The sequence below is a fragment of the Pseudomonas abieticivorans genome (assembly GCF_023509015.1).
Lineage (GTDB): Bacteria > Pseudomonadota > Gammaproteobacteria > Pseudomonadales > Pseudomonadaceae > Aquipseudomonas > Aquipseudomonas abieticivorans.
The window spans coordinates 2,799,859-2,815,847 of record NZ_CP094975.1 but is presented as its reverse complement, the minus strand read 5'-3'; the positions used below and the strand labels follow the sequence as shown (position 1 = coordinate 2,815,847).

General features: G+C 60.5%; 14 protein-coding genes and 2 pseudogenes. 8 read left to right on the top strand and 8 right to left on the bottom strand.

What is annotated here, in order from left to right:
* Positions 1-249: 249 nt before the first annotated feature.
* Both pmrG and L9B60_RS12680 read left to right on the top strand, forming a co-directional pair.
* The gene (pmrG, locus tag L9B60_RS12685; RefSeq protein ID WP_249679107.1) at positions 250-930 is read left to right on the top strand and encodes a lipopolysaccharide core heptose(II)-phosphate phosphatase PmrG; all 681 of its coding nucleotides are present in this window, start codon (positions 250-252) and stop codon (positions 928-930) included.
* Positions 927-1,751, top strand: coding sequence for a phosphatase PAP2 family protein (locus L9B60_RS12680; RefSeq protein ID WP_249679104.1), 825 nt, complete (start codon positions 927-929; stop codon positions 1,749-1,751). Before pmrG ends, L9B60_RS12680 begins: the two co-directional genes overlap by 4 nt.
* A 65-nt stretch (positions 1,752-1,816) precedes the next feature.
* Here the strand turns inward: L9B60_RS12680 and L9B60_RS12675 are convergent, their stop codons facing one another.
* The gene (locus L9B60_RS12675; protein ID WP_249679103.1) at positions 1,817-3,154 is read right to left on the bottom strand and encodes an OprD family porin; all 1,338 of its coding nucleotides are present in this window, start codon (positions 3,152-3,154) and stop codon (positions 1,817-1,819) included.
* A gap of 396 nt (positions 3,155-3,550) precedes the next feature.
* On the opposite strand from L9B60_RS12675, the gene L9B60_RS12670 reads away from it, so the two are divergent.
* From L9B60_RS12670 to tauD, 6 genes and pseudogenes are all read left to right on the top strand, one after another.
* Positions 3,551-4,513, top strand: coding sequence for an aliphatic sulfonate ABC transporter substrate-binding protein (locus L9B60_RS12670; RefSeq protein WP_438866104.1), 963 nt, complete (start codon positions 3,551-3,553; stop codon positions 4,511-4,513).
* Positions 4,514-4,615: 102 nt separating this feature from the next.
* Positions 4,616-4,738 (top strand): annotated as a pseudogene (tauA, locus tag L9B60_RS12665) (taurine ABC transporter substrate-binding protein); the annotation flags it as partial.
* Between the two features lie 191 nt (positions 4,739-4,929).
* The gene (gene tauA, locus L9B60_RS12660; protein WP_249679100.1) at positions 4,930-5,904 is read left to right on the top strand and encodes a taurine ABC transporter substrate-binding protein; all 975 of its coding nucleotides are present in this window, start codon (positions 4,930-4,932) and stop codon (positions 5,902-5,904) included.
* A 127-nt stretch (positions 5,905-6,031) separates the two neighbouring features.
* Positions 6,032-6,823, top strand: coding sequence for a taurine ABC transporter ATP-binding subunit (gene tauB, locus L9B60_RS12655; RefSeq protein ID WP_249679098.1), 792 nt, complete (start codon positions 6,032-6,034; stop codon positions 6,821-6,823).
* Positions 6,820-7,653: a taurine ABC transporter permease TauC gene (gene tauC, locus L9B60_RS12650; RefSeq protein WP_249679097.1), complete on the top strand. Its 834-nt coding sequence runs from the start codon at positions 6,820-6,822 to the stop codon at positions 7,651-7,653. Before tauB ends, tauC begins: the two co-directional genes overlap by 4 nt.
* 14 nt (positions 7,654-7,667) lie before the next feature.
* A complete protein-coding gene (gene tauD / locus L9B60_RS12645) occupies positions 7,668-8,501 on the top strand; it encodes a taurine dioxygenase (RefSeq protein ID WP_249679096.1) in 834 nt (277 codons plus the stop codon).
* 76 nt (positions 8,502-8,577) lie between these two features.
* Here the strand turns inward: tauD and L9B60_RS12640 are convergent, their stop codons facing one another.
* From L9B60_RS12640 to L9B60_RS12610, 7 genes and pseudogenes are all read right to left on the bottom strand, one after another.
* Positions 8,578-8,817, bottom strand: coding sequence for a hypothetical protein (locus tag L9B60_RS12640; protein WP_249679094.1), 240 nt, complete (start codon positions 8,815-8,817; stop codon positions 8,578-8,580).
* Between the two features lie 295 nt (positions 8,818-9,112).
* Positions 9,113-10,402, bottom strand: coding sequence for a HipA domain-containing protein (locus L9B60_RS12635; RefSeq protein WP_249679093.1), 1,290 nt, complete (start codon positions 10,400-10,402; stop codon positions 9,113-9,115).
* 8 nt (positions 10,403-10,410) lie between these two features.
* Positions 10,411-10,710 (bottom strand): helix-turn-helix domain-containing protein, encoded by a 300-nt coding sequence (locus L9B60_RS12630; RefSeq protein WP_249679091.1) that lies wholly within the window; start codon positions 10,708-10,710, stop codon positions 10,411-10,413.
* A 187-nt stretch (positions 10,711-10,897) separates the two neighbouring features.
* Positions 10,898-11,037: pseudogene (locus L9B60_RS12625) on the bottom strand (aliphatic sulfonate ABC transporter substrate-binding protein); the annotation flags it as partial.
* Between the two features lie 59 nt (positions 11,038-11,096).
* Positions 11,097-12,134 carry an L-glyceraldehyde 3-phosphate reductase gene (mgrA, locus tag L9B60_RS12620; RefSeq protein ID WP_249679090.1) on the bottom strand — a complete coding sequence of 346 codons (1,038 nt, stop codon included), beginning with the start codon at positions 12,132-12,134 and terminating at the stop codon, positions 11,097-11,099.
* 96 nt (positions 12,135-12,230) lie between these two features.
* A complete protein-coding gene (locus tag L9B60_RS12615; RefSeq protein ID WP_249679089.1) occupies positions 12,231-13,568 on the bottom strand; it encodes an LLM class flavin-dependent oxidoreductase in 1,338 nt (445 codons plus the stop codon).
* 2 nt (positions 13,569-13,570) lie between these two features.
* A complete protein-coding gene (locus L9B60_RS12610; protein WP_249679730.1) occupies positions 13,571-15,721 on the bottom strand; it encodes a TonB-dependent receptor in 2,151 nt (716 codons plus the stop codon).
* Positions 15,722-15,989: the final 268 nt, after the last annotated feature.

The window sequence follows — 15,989 nt, the reverse complement described above, 5'->3', positions numbered from 1 at the left end:
TGAGTTCGTATGGCCTCACTGTGCAGGGTTTCTTAACTATTTAAAAAGAATAAATATCGATTTATTTATACCTTTATGGAATAAAAAATATTTGTACCAACACCCCCTCCATTCATCGCTGATTTGCAACATCAACCCTGCATCATTTCATTTTCACAGCTATTTCACTTCTTTTTGACGCTTAACAACCCAGTCTAGGCCCGCAGCTGGCCAAGCGGCCCAACCCAGCTACCCCGGAGATTTCCCCTGGTGGAGTCAGTCCTTAAAAAGTACACGACCCGTTACCCGCTCAGCACCGCCTGGTTGCGGCGCCAGCGACGTGTGGGCGCGGCCGTGCTGGCCTGCCTGCTGGTGGCGCTGTCGGTGACCTGGCTGCTGGGGCCGGCAACACCGGCCAACCTGGCCCACGCCAATGCCCTGCAATTGGCCCATCTGCACGACGCCTGGGCCAAGGGCGAAGTCATCGTGCTGGTACGCCACGCCGAGCGGTGCGACCACTCCAGCGCCCAGTGCCTGGGCCAACCTGATGGCATCACCGTGCGCGGCATGCAGTCGGCCAGCAACGTGGCGCCCTACTGGCAGCGCATGAACCTGGCCACCACCGACATCTACACCAGCCCCATGACCCGCGCCGAGCAAACCGCCCACTACATGTTCGGCCAGGCCAATACCGCCCAGGACTGGCTGTCCACCAGTTGCAGCAAAAGCATGATGCAAACCGTGCTGGCGCATAAAACCAACCAGCGCAACCTGATCGTGGTGACGCACAGCGAGTGCATCGCACGCTTTGAAAGATCGCTGGAACTCAGTGACTCAGACGAACCAGGCTATGGTTCAGCCCTGTTCGTCACGGTCAATTCACAAGACGAAAGCGTGGCGCCGCTCGGCCGCATCAATGCCGAGGATTGGAACAAGGTCATCCATAATTGAATGCAGATGAAAGCCTGAACACCTCAAGCCCGGCTCGACAGCGCGGGCTTTTCTATGCCTGGAATCTAGGGTTGCCACTGTTGTGCGCCGTGCTCACTTTCGTGGTGTTCGACCTCACCTCGCTGGACAGATGGTTCGGCGACCAGCTCTATCAGTTGGGTGGCCAGCACTTCCCGCTGCAGTCCAACGGCCTGTTCGAACACTTCACGCACAACTGGACGTCGATTATCCCGGACACCACCAGCACCCTGGCGATCATTGGCTCGTTGTTATCGTTTGTATGGCCGCGCTTCAAGGCCGATCGCCACAGCAAGGCCATCGCTTTTCTTGAACGGGTAAAAATGGTCCCGGTGCTGCAATTCATCACCCGTCACCGGCGCGATTTTCTGTTCGTGGTGGTGGCTTTCGCCATCGACTCCGGCATGACCCGCTTTCTCAAAGTGCACACCAATATCTACTGCCCGGTGCAAACCCTGCCCTACGGTGGCACTCAGGAAATGATGCACTGGTTCGAGAATTTCAGCCTGCTGCACGAACCCAAGGGCACCGGCCGTTGCTGGCCGGGCGGCCACGCCGTCACGGGTTTCAGCATAGTCGCGCTGTACTTCGTGGCGCTGCGCCAACGCTGGCAGCATGCGCGCAAGGTGTTGTACGTGGCGCTGGCAATGGGCGTGGTGTACGGCACCATCCGGGTTTTTCAGGGCATCCACTTCATGTCCCACACCCCTTGGGGGATGATCATGGTGTGGCTGTGCACCCTGTTCACGGCGCTGGCGTTCTATGGGCGCAAGCGGCTGCAGCAACCGGCCCTGCAACGCTGAACCACAGGCAATAAAAAGCCCGCCGAGGATGGGGTCCAGGCGGGCTTTTTAATTTCAGCTACGACTTACATGAAGCTGTAGGTGTAGTTGAAGATCAAGCGGGTTTGGTCGGTATCGCTGGCGCCAGTGGCGTTGGTACGGTAGGTACCTTGACGCAGGCTGGTGCCGAAGCCTTTCAAGTAGCCGGTTTGCACGACGTAGTCGATACGCATGTCGCGTTCCCACTCGCTTGCATCGCTGCCAGTACCGCTGGTGGCCTTGATGTCGTCGCCATGCAGGTAAGCTACCGAAGCCTTCAGGCCGGGAACGCCCAGGCTGGCGAAGTCATAGGTGTACTGGCCGAACGTGGTGTTCTCACCGGCACGGGCGAACTGGTTGACCATGCTGTCGGTGAACAGGTAGAAGCTCGAACCGCCGTTGCCTTCCAGGCTGCTGGTGGAACCGTCTTTACGCACGTTGCCTTCACCGGTCCAGACGAAACCACCGTCATCGCTTACACGCTGATGGCCCAGCAAGATTGCGTGGCTGCCCAGGGTGTAGGTGAACATGGCGGACCAGGTGGTGTTGTCCACTTCGCCAGCGTGCTTGGCGTAGCCGCCGTTGTTGTTGAAGGCGTAGCCGGTTTCACCGTTTTTGCCGTCGGAGCTGCTGTCGAAGTAACGCAGGTCAGTCTTGAACGACTGGCCTTCGCTGATCGGCAGCACGTGGACCAGGCCCAGGAAGTTCTGCTTGTAGTAGTCCTGCAGGTTCGAGTAGTAGTACTGAACCAGCAAGTCCTTGGTGATTTTGTAGTCCAAGCCGCCGTACTGGAACTTGTTGCTGTCACGGAAGCCACCAGCAACGGCCAGGCCGGTGCTGTTGCTCGAAGCACGACCGTAGGCATGTTCCAACTGACCTGCGTTGATGGTCAGGTTGTCGATTTCCTTGGAAGTGATGGTCGCGCCATCAAACGTCTGCGGCAGCAGACGACCATCGTTGGAAACCAAAATTGGCAGGTTTGGCGCCAGAGCACCACCCACGTGAGCTTCGGTCTTGGAAACACGCGCCTTCACGTTAGCCGAGGCACGGGCCCAGTCGCTAACCGAAGAACCGTCGCTGTCGCTTGGGAAGAAGGTGTTGTTGTCAGGGTGGGTGCCCTTGCCGCCATCAAGGTGGATGCCCCACAACGCTTGGGCGTCAACACCAAAACCAACCACGCCTTGAGTGAAACCAGACAGATAGTCGAGCTTGAAGCCCTGAGCTGTCTCATTCTGGTTCGAGCTGTTGTGCTCACGGTTGTCGTTGTTGAAATACATGGTGCGCGAGCTGACGGACAGTTTGCTGTCTTCGATAAAACCAGCTGCACCAGCTTGCTGAGCCAGAACCCCAACCGCAACGGCGAGTGCCACTTTGGACTTGAACATTGTTTTGCTCCTGTAACGATTCTAATTTTTGTGTTCTTTGGCGCCGGATCTTCTGTCCGGTCTGCCACAGATGCGCGATTAGCACCAAAACGTGACTGGTGAGTCAACGCCTTCCGGTCGGGTTGCGACCAAGGTCTAACGACGTCCTTTTCTGGGCATGCAGGGTAAATTCAAATTCACATTTCGAAAAAGAATTGTTTCAGCCATTTTAAGATTAAAAAGGAATAACTGGAACTTTTACCCAAACTTATGGCCCTGAGACGCTATCGGCCCATAAGCTAATTACTAAATAGTCTTTGCAGAGTATTTTTTAGATCGATTAGCTTTGCATCCACCGGTCAACCGGACAATTCGTTCCCATACCCCCATTTCCGCCATCGGCGGGCGAGGTGTTCGATGTCCGCTGGCACACCCACAGTGAAATCATTTTTACAAAGCAGCCTGGCCGCTGCGCTTTTTGTCATCTTCGCCGTGCCGGTGCAGGCCAACGAAACGCTGCGCATCGGCTACCAGAAATCCTCCACCCTGATCACCTTGCTCAAGACCCAGGGCACCCTGGAAAAGCAGCTCGCCGAACAGCACATCGACGTCAGCTGGCATGAATTTCCAAGCGGCCTGCCGCTGCTGGAGTCGCTGAATGTGGGCAACGTCGACATCAGCGCCGACGTGGCCGACACCGTGCCGATATTCGCGGCAGCGGCTGGCGCCCACCTCACCTACTTCGCTCGCGAAACCCCGTCGCCGGAAGCCCAGGCGATCGTCGTGCAGAACGACTCGCCGATCAAAACCCTGGCCGAGCTCAAGGGCAAGAAGGTCGCCGTGACCAAGGCCGCCGGAAGCCACTACCTGCTGATCGCCGCCCTGAACAAAGCCGGTTTGAAATTCACCGACATCCAGCCTGCCTACCTGACGCCCGCCGACGGCCGCGCCGCCTTCGAGAACGGCAAGGTGGATGCCTGGGTCACCTGGGAACCCTTCCTCACCGGCGTAGAGCGCCAATTGCCAACCCGCGTGCTGGCCGGCGGCACCGGGCTGGCCCAGTACCAACGCTACTACCTGACCAGTAACGCCTTCGCCAAAGACCACCCGCAAGTACTCAAACTGGTGTTCACCGAGCTGCAGAGAACCGGCCAATGGGCCAAGGCCAATCCGCGCCAGGCAGCCGAGATCCTAGGCCCGCTGTGGGGCAACCTGGACACCGCCACCGTGGAAGCGGCCAACCTGCACCGCAGTTACCAAGTGGTGCCGGTAAAGGCCAACGAACTGGGTGAACAGCAAAGCATCGCCGACGCCTTTTTTGCCGCAGGGCTGCTGCCCAAAGCGGTCGATGCCAGCACCATCGGTATCTGGCACCCCTGAATTCCGTACGCACACGTCAAGGCAGCCCCCTCATGGCCAAACACCTTTTCGCCCGTCGCTTGTTCGCCACCGCCGCCCTGCTGGGCCTAGGCCACCAGCGCGTTGCTGGACGGCGGCACGGCCAAAGCCATTGCGCAAACGGCGCAGTTTTTGAAGGAGCAAGGCAAGGTGGAGAGTGTCTTGCCGGACTACTCACCGTACGTCAGCGCCCCCATCCTCGTGTAGGAGCGGATTTATCCGCGAAGCCCACGCCTCGGGTGTACCTGTGGCACCGCGTTGGGCTTTTCGCGGATGCTCCTACATGGACGGCGTACAGGCCGAATAAGCTAATGCAAATAAGTTATTTATTTACAGATTCTTAGATCATTTAGTCTTCTGCTCAGCGGCTAACCGGCCGTCTGACCAGGAGCTCCACCATGTTCGCGCTCAAACCCCTTCGCCTGCTTGCGGCGCTGTCGCTGGCCGGTGCTTCGTTCCTGGCCCAGGCGGCCGACTTCACCGTGGCCTACCAGACCACCGTCGACCCAGCCAAAGTCGCCCAGGCCGATGGCGCGTACGAAAAAGCCACCCAATCGAAAATCAGCTGGCGCAAGTTCGATGGCGGCGCCGAAGTGATCACCGCCGTGGCCTCGGGCGACGTACAGATCGGCTACGTGGGGTCCAGCCCCTTGGCTGCAGCCGCTACTCGCCAACTGCCGGTCGAAACCTTTTTGATCGCTACCCAGATCGGCGCCGCCGAAGCACTGGTGGCGCGCGACGGCTCGGGCATCAATTCGCCACAAGACCTGATCGGCAAGAAGATCGCCGTGCCGTTCGTGTCCACCGGGCATTACAGCCTGCTGGCCGCGCTCAAGCAGTGGAAGATCGACCCGGCCAAAGTCACCATCCTCAACCTGGCGCCACCGGCCATCATCGCCGCCTGGAAACGTGGCGACATCGATGCCACCTACGTTTGGGACCCCGCCCTGGGCGTGGCCAAGGAAAACGGCAAGGTGCTGATCACTTCGGGGGAATTGGCCAAGCTCGGCGCGCCGACCTTTGATGCCTGGATCGTGCGCAAGGACTTCGCCGCCAAGCATCCGGAAATCGTCAAGGCGTTTGCCAAGGTCACCCTGGATGCCTACGCCGACTACCGCAAAGACCCGAAAGCCTGGCTGGCCAACCAAAGTAACGTCGACAAGCTGGTGAAGCTGTCCGGCGCCAAGGCGGCCGACATCCCGTTGCTGCTGCAGGGCAACGTCTACCCGCTGGCGGCTGACCAGGTGACTGCGTTGGGTGCACCCACCACCCAAGCCATTACCAACACCGCCACGTTCCTCAAGGAGCAAGGCAAGGTCGACGCGGTACTGCCGGACTACGCCCCGTACGTCAGCGGCAAATTCATCGAATAACCCATCGCTTCGCTCGTGTGGTGCGGATTAATCCGCGAAAAGCCCGCCGCAGTTATTCAGACATACCGCGGCGCGCTTTTCGCGGATAAATCCGCTCCTACAGGGGTGGCGCACAGGAGCACCCTACATGGCCCTGCTACAACTGGAGCGCATCAGCGCACAGTACCCCGGCGCCGCCGAACCGGTACTGGCCGACATCTCCCTGAGCCTGGGGCCCCAGCAACTGCTGGTGGCGCTGGGCCCTTCGGGCAGCGGTAAAACCTCATTGCTCAACCTGATCGCAGGCTTCGTCGAACCCAGCGCCGGGCGCATCACCCTGGACGACGTACCGGTCAAAGGGCCCAGTGCCGAACGCGGCGTGGTGTTCCAGGACGACGCGTTGCTGCCCTGGCAAGACGTGCTGGCCAACGTCGGCTTCGGCCTTGAGTTGGCCGGTATCCCCCGCGCCCAACGCGAAACCCGCGCCCGGGAAATGCTCGCGCTGGTCGACCTGGCCGGCTTCGGCGGCCGACGCATCTGGCAGCTCTCTGGCGGGCAGAAACAGCGCGTGGGCCTGGCCCGTGCCCTGGCCGCCGACCCGCGCGTGCTGTTGATGGATGAACCCTTCGGCGCGCTGGACGCCTTCACTCGCGAGCAGATGCAAGAGCTGTTGCTGCAAGTGTGGCAACGCACCGCCAAGCCGGTATTCCTGATTACCCACGACATCGAAGAAGCAGTGTTCCTGGCCACTGACCTGATCCTGCTGGCACCCAACCCAGGCCAGATCGTCGAGCGCTTGAGCCTGGATTTTGGCCAACGCTATGGCGCCGGTGAGTCGGCCCGTTCGATCAAGTCCGACCCGCGTTTTATCGAAACCCGCGAACACGTGCTCGCCCGCGTGTTTTCCCAACGCGCCACCCTGCGCCAGGAGCCGGCATGAGCAGCTACGAACTACCCGCCGCGGCCGAAGCTCGGCCTAAAGTGATCATCCCGCTCAAGCGCAGCCTGAGCACCCGCTGGATCAGCGCGCTGACCCTGGCCACCCTCGTGCTTATCTGGTGGGGCGTGACCGCTGCAGGCCTGATCGAGCCGTTGTTCTTGCCACCGCCCTCGGCGGTGCTGGAAAAAGGCTGGCTGCTGGCGACCAAGGGCTACATGGAATCGACCTTGTGGCAGCACTTGGGCGCAAGCCTCAGCCGTATCGGCCTGGCGTTGGGTTTCGCCATCCTCACGGCAATCCCGGTAGGTATCGCCATCGGCCACAACCGCATCGCCCGCGGCATCCTCGACCCATTGATCGAGTTCTACCGGCCAATCCCACCGCTGGCGTACCTGCCGCTGATCGTGATCTGGTGCGGCATTGGCGAGCTGTCCAAGGTACTGCTGATCTACCTGGCGATCTTTGCCCCGATCGCCATCGCCACCGCCACCGGCGTGCGCACCGTCGACCCGGCCAAATTGCGCGCCGCGAAGTCACTGGGCGCAACCCGTGCGCAACTAATCCGCCACGTAATTTTGCCCAGCGCCCTGCCCGACATCCTCACCGGCGTGCGCATCGGCCTGGGCGTGGGTTGGTCGACCCTGGTAGCCGCCGAACTGATCGCCGCCACTAGCGGTTTGGGTTTCATGGTGCAATCGGCGGCGCAGTTTTTGGTCACCGACGTGGTGGTGCTGGGCATCCTAGTCATCGCCCTGATCGCCTTCGCCATGGAAATGGGCCTGCGCGCCCTGCAACGCAAACTGGTGCCGTGGCACGGCCAGGCCCATTGAACATCGAGACGAACATGAGCTTGAAGATTACCCAGCTGAACCCGGCCATCGGTGCACAAATCAGCGGCGTGGACCTTTCCCGCGACTTGCTGCCAGGCCAGCGCGAGGCCATCGCCCAGGCACTGCTGGACCACCACGTGCTGTTTTTTCGCGAACAGCCAGTGACGCCGCAACAACAGGCGCGCTTTGCCGCGCAATTCGGCGACCTGCACATCCACCCCATCTACCCCAACGTGCCGGAGCAGCCGGAAATCCTGGTGCTGGACACCGCCGTCACCGACGTGCGCGACAACGCCATCTGGCACACCGACGTGACCTTTTTGCCCACCCCGGCCATGGGCGCCGTGCTCAGCGCCAAGCTGCTGCCGGCTTATGGCGGCGATACCCTATGGGCTAGCGGCATCGCCGCCTATGAGGCGCTGTCGCCCCCTTTGAAAACCCTGCTGCAAGGCCTGACCGCCACCCACGACTTCACCAAGAGCTTCCCGTTGGAGCGCTTCGGCAGCACAGCTCAAGACCTGGCTCGCTGGGAAGAAGCCCGGCGCAAAAACCCGCCACTGAGCCACCCAGTGGTGCGCACCCACCCGGTCAGCGGGCGCAAGTCGTTGTTCGTCAGCGATGGCTTCACCACCAAGATCAACGAACTGGAACCGGCCGAAAGCCAGGCCCTGCTCACCTTCCTCTTCGCCCATGCCACCCGCCCGGAGTTTTTCATCCGCTGGCGCTGGCAAGAAAACGACGTGGCGTTCTGGGACAACCGCAGCACCCAGCATTACGCCGTGGATGACTACCGCCCGGCACGACGGGTGATGCAGCGGGCGACCATCCTGGGGGATGCGCCGTTTTGACGGACCCCTTCGCGGATGAATCCGCTCCTACGGGCCATGTAGGAGCGGATTCATCCGCGAACCAGACGCCGCAACGCTACTCAATCCCCTCCTGCGCAACCTCCAGCACCTCGCACCCCTCCTGCAACAACTGATAAGCCACGTCTGCGACCACGCTGAGGTCTTTACCCTCGGCGCAACGGGCGTTCATGCGGGACAGGCTTTCCATCAGGTTGCGGATGGATTGGAAACGGCGGTCGGCGAACTCGATCAGTTCGCGAGGGGTGGCGTGAGGGTTTATGAGGAGGACGCGGGTTGGAACGTCGTGTTCGGTCATGATTGCTTTCCTTGGATGCGATAGCCACCTTCGTTGCAGACGATTGGGTGGCAGCTGTGTGCAGGCTTGCAAACCGGTCCAAGTAGCCGGCAGATCCGAAGACCTCCCACACACAGCTGCCATAACGCATCAGCAGACAGGGTAGCCTGCTGTGCAGTTATGGGACTGATCTCTTGGACGGGATGCAAGGCCCGGTCGTTGATCTGTCGACGACGGGACGGACTATAAGCAGGTCAGGAAGGGGGAGCTAGATACGGGTTTCCGGGAATGCTGTAGGAAGTTTCCCGAAGAACGGCTACAGCGCCTGGGCACACATATCTCGAATGATGACGTAGACGATTGCACGCAAGCACCGCATTTCGCCTGCAAAGGTCGCGGCCAGTTCAGGACGCTGCTCAAGCAACTTCCCGTTCCCTTGCTCAACCTCGGTCAGAAGCTGCTCGGCTTGCTCTTTTATCGCTTTACCCATAGCCGCGAGCTGACGCGTTGCCGTGGCCTGCGATAGCCCCATGACTTGCCCCGCCTCGATAAGACGAGCGGCCGTCTGATCGACCATTCGGGATGTGCCTTGAATGGGCCAGGCCATCTCCACTTGGCTTGGCCAGCGTTGCTTGTCAAACGTGGCCGTCTCGTAAACGGCAGTACTCAATAAGTCGTAAAAGGGCGCCAACTCGACATCATCGCCCGTCATCAAAAAACTCAGGTTTTTCAAATGCGCATCGGTATTACCGATCAGTACGTTGAACAATACCCAACGGTAAAGTGCCTGGGTGGTTGCAAGGCGCATGGTGCAGAGCTGGACGATTTCATTCAGTTTCGGGATGCTGCCAGCGGAGTATTTGAAGGCACGGTCCAACTGCAATAACTGGCAGGCATCAATGCTGTGCAAACGCTCCCAGTGCGTTTGCGCAAAACGACGATCAAAGCGCTCGATTAAATAGACCGGCTCCGGAACATACCGCCGGACGACAGGTGGCACGTTAAGACCTACCCGTCTTGCAAGGGTCATAACAAACCACTCGTTGATCACCGAATGGGCATACTCTTCAGACGGGTGGTCAGGCTTCAGAATGTGCGTGGAGGGCATGCTGCCGGTGGGCTCCCACAACTCACCATCCTTCAATACGATCGCCACCTTGTGCTGGGCACCGGCCAGCGACATGCGCTTTTGTGCCTGCTCGGCCAAAGGCACGTGCGGCATTTCCCGGATACGCCTCGAAAGCTCCTCGTCCGTCAATGGCTCAAGACTGCCAGGCGCCTGCCCCTGCCCAGGTGACAAAAGGGTGAGAGAGCCCGCCGACTCGGCCCCAAAACAGGCCAGCAAACCAAAGGCATCCTCGACCGTTACCCGCGCAGCCTTGGCGATCAGGATACGTTGGCCCTCTTCGGGCAAAAGATTATCAAAGTACCACTGCACAGGGCGTACGGAGCTGCCGTCGATAATCGGCTCTTTCTGCAAGGGCAGGCTCGGTGCTATTGGGTAATGATCCGGTGAGGCAAGCCATTGGGCGCTGTACGAAAGGCGCCACAAACCGTTTTGCTCGGACAGCGTGCCAACCCAAGCTTCATTGGTCCAGACCTCCAACTCGCGACTCAAAAGCGAGGCCCCGCAGGTTTGGCTGTAAGCTTCGTAGCGTCGTACTTAGCCATATTCAGCAGGGTCTGCTGGGCAACGGAGTCTGGCACCTCGACGCTCAGCTTCAAACCCAACGCCTCTAAAGCCTGGAATACCTTGCCCCACTGCACCGCTTCACCGCCACGCTCAACCTTGCTCAGAAAATTTTCACTGATGCCAATCATGCCTGCTGCATCGTCCTGTCGAATTGACATGGCTTTGCGGCTGGCTCGCATGATCAAACCCAGTGAATCTGCGGTTTTTACTGGAAGCAACATTCCCAGAATCCTCATGTTCGTGCGGTTTATGCATAAACTCATTAGTTTGACGACCAAATCCTTACAACCGTGAGGTTTTACGCTTGGCAGCACTAATTTCAGAGTAAATACTCACGATCATGCGGATTTTGTGAGGGTAGCAGCAAATTGCGACATAGTCCCCACGATCATGAGGATTAACCGCAGCCTTACCGTTGGCCAAAAGGCGGCTATGCCCCTGGCTCAGCGCCAACGATGAATACGGGTCCCCCAGGCATCCACGCTGCCTTGCTCGAATGCCGCGCGCGCATCGGCCGGGCTCAGGTTGTGGGAGCTGGAGCCTTTCTGTTAGCCGATGCGCAAGGTGGAAGGGGTTGCGGGGCGCGTTAACGCCCCCGGTTTAGCGGTTACTCGGCCGTGGAGGGCTTTTCCCACAGGTTGATGCCGCCTTCGACGGCGAAGCGGTCGATCTGCGCCAGTTCTTCGGCAGTAAACGAAAGGTTTTTCAGCGCCCCAACGTTCTCGATGATCTGCTCGGGCTTGCTGGCGCCGATCAGTGCCGAGGTCACGCGCGGGTCGCGCAGGGTCCAGGCCAGGGCCAGTTGCGCCAGGCTCTGGCCGCGCCGTTGGGCGATCTCGTTGAGGGCGCGGATGTGCGCCAGGTTGCTTTCGGACAGGTGCGACTGCAGCAGCGAACCACCGCCCGGCTTGTTCACCCGCGCATCCTTGGGCACGCCGTTGAGGTACTTGTCGGTCAGCAGGCCCTGGGCCAACGGGGTGAAGGCGATCACGCCGGCACCCAGTTCATCGGTGACGTCGAGCAGGTCTTTTTCCACCCAGCGGTTGAGCAGGTTGTAGGCCGGTTGGTGGATCAGCAACGGCACTTTCCATTCCTGCAGCAGCTTGGCCATCTCGCGGGTTTTAACCCCCGAGTAGGACGAGATGCCGATGTACAGCGCCTTGCCCTGCTGTACTGCAGTGGCCAGGGCGCTGGCGGTTTCTTCCAGCGGGGTGTCGGGGTCGAAGCGGTGCGAATAGAAAATGTCGACATAGTCCAGGCCCAGCCGTTGCAGGCTCTGGTCCAGGCTGGCCAGCACGTATTTGCGCGAACCGCCACCTTGCCCGTACGGGCCAGGCCACATGTCCCAGCCGGCTTTGCTGGAGATGATCAACTCGTCGCGGTAGTGCTTGAAGTCTTCGCGCAGCAGGCGGCCGAAGTTGATCTCGGCACTGCCGTAGGGCGGGCCGTAGTTGTTGGCCAGGTCGAAGTGGTTGATGCCCAGGTCGAAGGCAGTGCGCAGCAAGGCGCGCTGGGTATCGATGGGTGTGCTGTCACCAAAGTTGTGCCACAGGCCCAGCGACAGCGCTGGCAAGACCAGGCCGCTGCGGCCTACGCGGCGGTAGGGAATAGACTCGTAGCGATTTTCGGCAGCAATGTAAGTCATCAAAATTCCTTTCTTGTTTGAGGCTTTTGATCCTGTGGGAGCCGAGCTTGCTCGCGATGACGGCCTTGAAGACGCCGTCGCGGGCAAGCCTTGCTCCTACACGTGAGTGGCGAATTGATTGATGGGCTTTTTAAGGCCCAGGTTCTCGCGCAAGGTCTTGCCTTCGTACTCGGTGCGAAACAGCCCGCGGCGTTGCAGCTCGGGTACCACGTGGTCTGCGAAATCCTCCAGGCCACCGGGCAAATGCGGCACCAGCACGTTGAAGCCATCGGCCGCACCCTGCTCAAACCACTCCTGCAACTGATCGGCAATCTGCGAAGGGGTTCCGATCAGGCTGTAATGCCCGCGCCCACCGGCGATTTTGCGACCCAATTCGGCCAGGCTCAAGTTCTCGCGCCCGGCCAGTTCGGTCAGCAGCTTCTGCCGGCTCTGCTGGCCACTGTCGGTCAATGGCAGCTCTGGCAACGGCCCGTCCAGCGGGTAGCCGGACAGATCGAAGTTACCGAGCATACGCCCTAGCAGCGCGACGCCCACTTCGGGTTCGACCAACGCTTGGAATGACTCGAATTTTTCCCGCGCCAAGGCTTCGGTTGCACCGACGACCACGAACACCCCAGGCATGATTTTCAACGAATCCTCGTCGCGCCCATACTCCGCCAGCCGGCCTTTGATGTCTGCGTAGAACGCCTGGGCATTGGCCAACGAGGTTTGCGCAGTAAAGACCACTTCAGCGGTTTGCGCGGCCAGGTCGCGACCGGTTTGCGAGGCGCCCGCCTGCACGATCACCGGCCGACCCTGGGGCGAGCGTGCGACGTTCAGCGGGCCCTTGACCTGAAAGTGCTCGCCCTTGTGATTGAGCACATGCAGGCGGGCCGGGTCGTAGTATTGGCCGCTGGCCTTGTCACGCGTAAACGCATCGTCCTGCCAGCTGTCCCACAAACCGGTGACCACTTCATGGAACTCCCGCGCCCGGCTGTAGCGCTCGGCGTGGCCGATGTGTTGCTCGCGGCCGAAATTCAGGGCCTCGGCCGCAGCGTCACTGGTGACCAGGTTCCAACCCGCGCGGCCAGCGGACAGGTGATCAAGCGAGGCGAACTTGCGCGCTACGTGGTAGGGCTCGTTGTAGCTGGTGGTTACCGTGCTGATCAAGCCGATGCGCTCGGTGACCGCACTCAGCGCCGAGAGCAGCGTCAACGGCTCGAAATGGTCGGAGCGGGCCATGCGGCTGGCGATGTCACCGGTGGCCGCCGCCACGCTGTCAGCGATAAACAACGTGTCGAAACGCGCCGCCTCGGCCACCTGCGCCAGGTGCTTGTAGTGGGCGAAATCAAGGCCGGCATCGGCCGGGACATCAGGGTGCCGCCAGGCCGCCACGTGGTGCCCGGTGGCCATCAGAAACGCGCCCAGTTTCAGCTGTCGTGGTGCCTGGCTCATGCTTAGAAATCCTTGCGTACTTGAATGCCGAAGTAACGTTCATCGTCACGCGGGACCGCGCGGTAGATGTAGCCTGTGCCCGAGGCCAGCAGCGGCGAGTAGGACTTGTCGAGCAGGTTCTTGCCCTGCAGCGACACGCGCCAGCCATTGCTGTAGTCGGCCAGGGCGATGCTGGCGTTCCAGATGCCATAGGCGCCCTGTTTGGTGTCCGGGTTCTGGCTGATGTCGTACTGCACTTCGCTTTGCCAGTTGTAATCGGTGCCCAGTTCGATATCCAGGCCGTTGTCCAGCGGGATGTCGTAGTCGGCGCGCACGTAGGTTTTCCAGTCCGGGCTGAACGGCAGGGTCTTGCCGTTGACGTTGCACGAGGCGGCGGCACCTGCTGGGCAACTGAACTGGTCAATGCGCGCCTTGGTGTAGGCCAGGGCACCGGAGAATTTCAGGTTTTGCGTGGCCTGCACGGCGAAGTCGGCTTCCACGCCTTCGGTGCTCACGCTGCCGGCGTTGATCAGGCGGGTCACGACTTGCCCCGCCACGGTGTCGTAGAAGTTGGCCTGGTAGTTGTCGTAATCGCTGTGGAACACCGCCACGTTGGTGGTCACACGGTTATTCCAGCTGGTGGCTTTAACGCCCAGTTCCCAGGTGTTGGACGTTTCCGGCTTGAGTGCGTCGGTGTCACGCGGCTGCATGTTGAAGAACACGTTGTAGGCCGGGCCCTTGTAGCCACGCGAGTAGGTCAGGTAGCTGGTGACCGAGTCGGTCAGGTCGTACTGCACGCCCAGGCGGCCGGACCAGCCGTCTTCGTCGGTACTGCCCGAGCTGCTGGTGCTCGGCTGGATACCACTGACGGTGGTGGCAGAGGTGCTTACCCGGCGGTGGTCGTATTCCAGTTCGTCATGGGTATAGCGCAAGCCGGCGATGCCACGGAACCTGGACGTAAAGTTGAGCGTGGTTTCGCCGAATGCCGAGTAACTGTTGCTGGTGGTGCCGTAGTTGGCGATGCCCTGGTTGGTTGCCGTCGGCGTGATCAGGGTGCGCTGGTAGGTTTCGTCGTCCTTGGCGTGCATGTAGTACAGGCCGGCCACGTACTCCAGGAACTCGCCTTTTGGCGAAGCCAGGCGCAGCTCTTGCGAGTATTGGTCGTAGCTCAGGTCGCCCTTGTCCTGGGTACCGGGGAACGCCGTGCTGATGGTCGCCAGGCGGTCGCCGTCCTGCCACTGGGTGTTGTCCCAGCCGCGCCAGGCGGTGATCGACGTCAGGGTGTAGTCGCCCAGGTTCCAGTCCATCTGCGCCGACAGGCCCTTGTTGGTGTCGTCGACGTGGGTGCGGTAGTCGCTCTCGATGTTGCGGTTGTGGTTGCTGGCGTTGACCGGGGCCAGGGCATTGGCGAACGCCGTGCTGCTGGTGCTGCTGATCACGCCGTTGGGTGCGTCGCTGGCCGACTGCATGTAGTCGGCTGCCAGGGTCAGCTTGAAGTCTTCGCTGGGGGTGAACTCCAGTTTGCCGCGCACGCCCTTGCGGTTGTAGCCGTTGACTTCCTGGCCGTTGGCCTTGTTGTCGACGTTGCCATCGTAGTTGCCGATCAGGGTAGTGATGTTGCCCTTCAGCACACCCGGGATCAGTGCGCCGCCAATGCCGAAGCGGGTGCGGCTTTCGTTACCCTGGTAGTAGGATTGTTCCACGTAGCCGTGGGTTTCTTCGGTCGGCGCCTTGGTGATGATGTTCAGTACGCCGGCCGAGGCATTCTTGCCGAACAGCGTGCCCTGCGGGCCACGCAGCACTTCGATGCGCTCCAGGTCCAGCAGGTCGAGGGTGGCCATGCCGGGGCGGCCGTACACCACGCCGTCGACCACGGTGGCCACGGTAGGCTCCACGCCCGGGGAGGTGGAAATGGTGCCCACGCCGCGGATGAACAACGAGGTGTCCTTGTTAGACGCGCCGGTACGGAAGTTCACCGTGGGGATCTGTTGGACGATGCTCTCGATGCTGGTGCGGTTCTCGCGGCCCAGTTGCTCACCGTCCACCACTGATACCGCCACTGGCACCTTTTGCAGCGATTCCTCGCGACGGGTGGCGGTCACCGTTACCGATTTGAGCACCGGTTCCTGGGCGGTATCGCTGGCGTTTGCCTCGCCAGCAAACACGTCGCTCATTGGTAATACGGCGCCCACGGCCAAGGCCAGCGCGGTGATCTTGAAGCCTTCCCCAATTCTGTTTTGCATGTGCCTGCCCTGCTCGAATGTATGCCCTGGCCGCCGCGGTTCTACGACCACTGCGCCTGAAGATTCGCAAACCGGTGTGTTGGGCATTCGCTCGAGCGAGTAGCAGACAATTCACGTTGTTAGCGCTAACATTGGTAGTATCGACAACGGGCCGATAGACCGTCCAATACTGAAAAATTACTTTTATATTCTTTTTCGT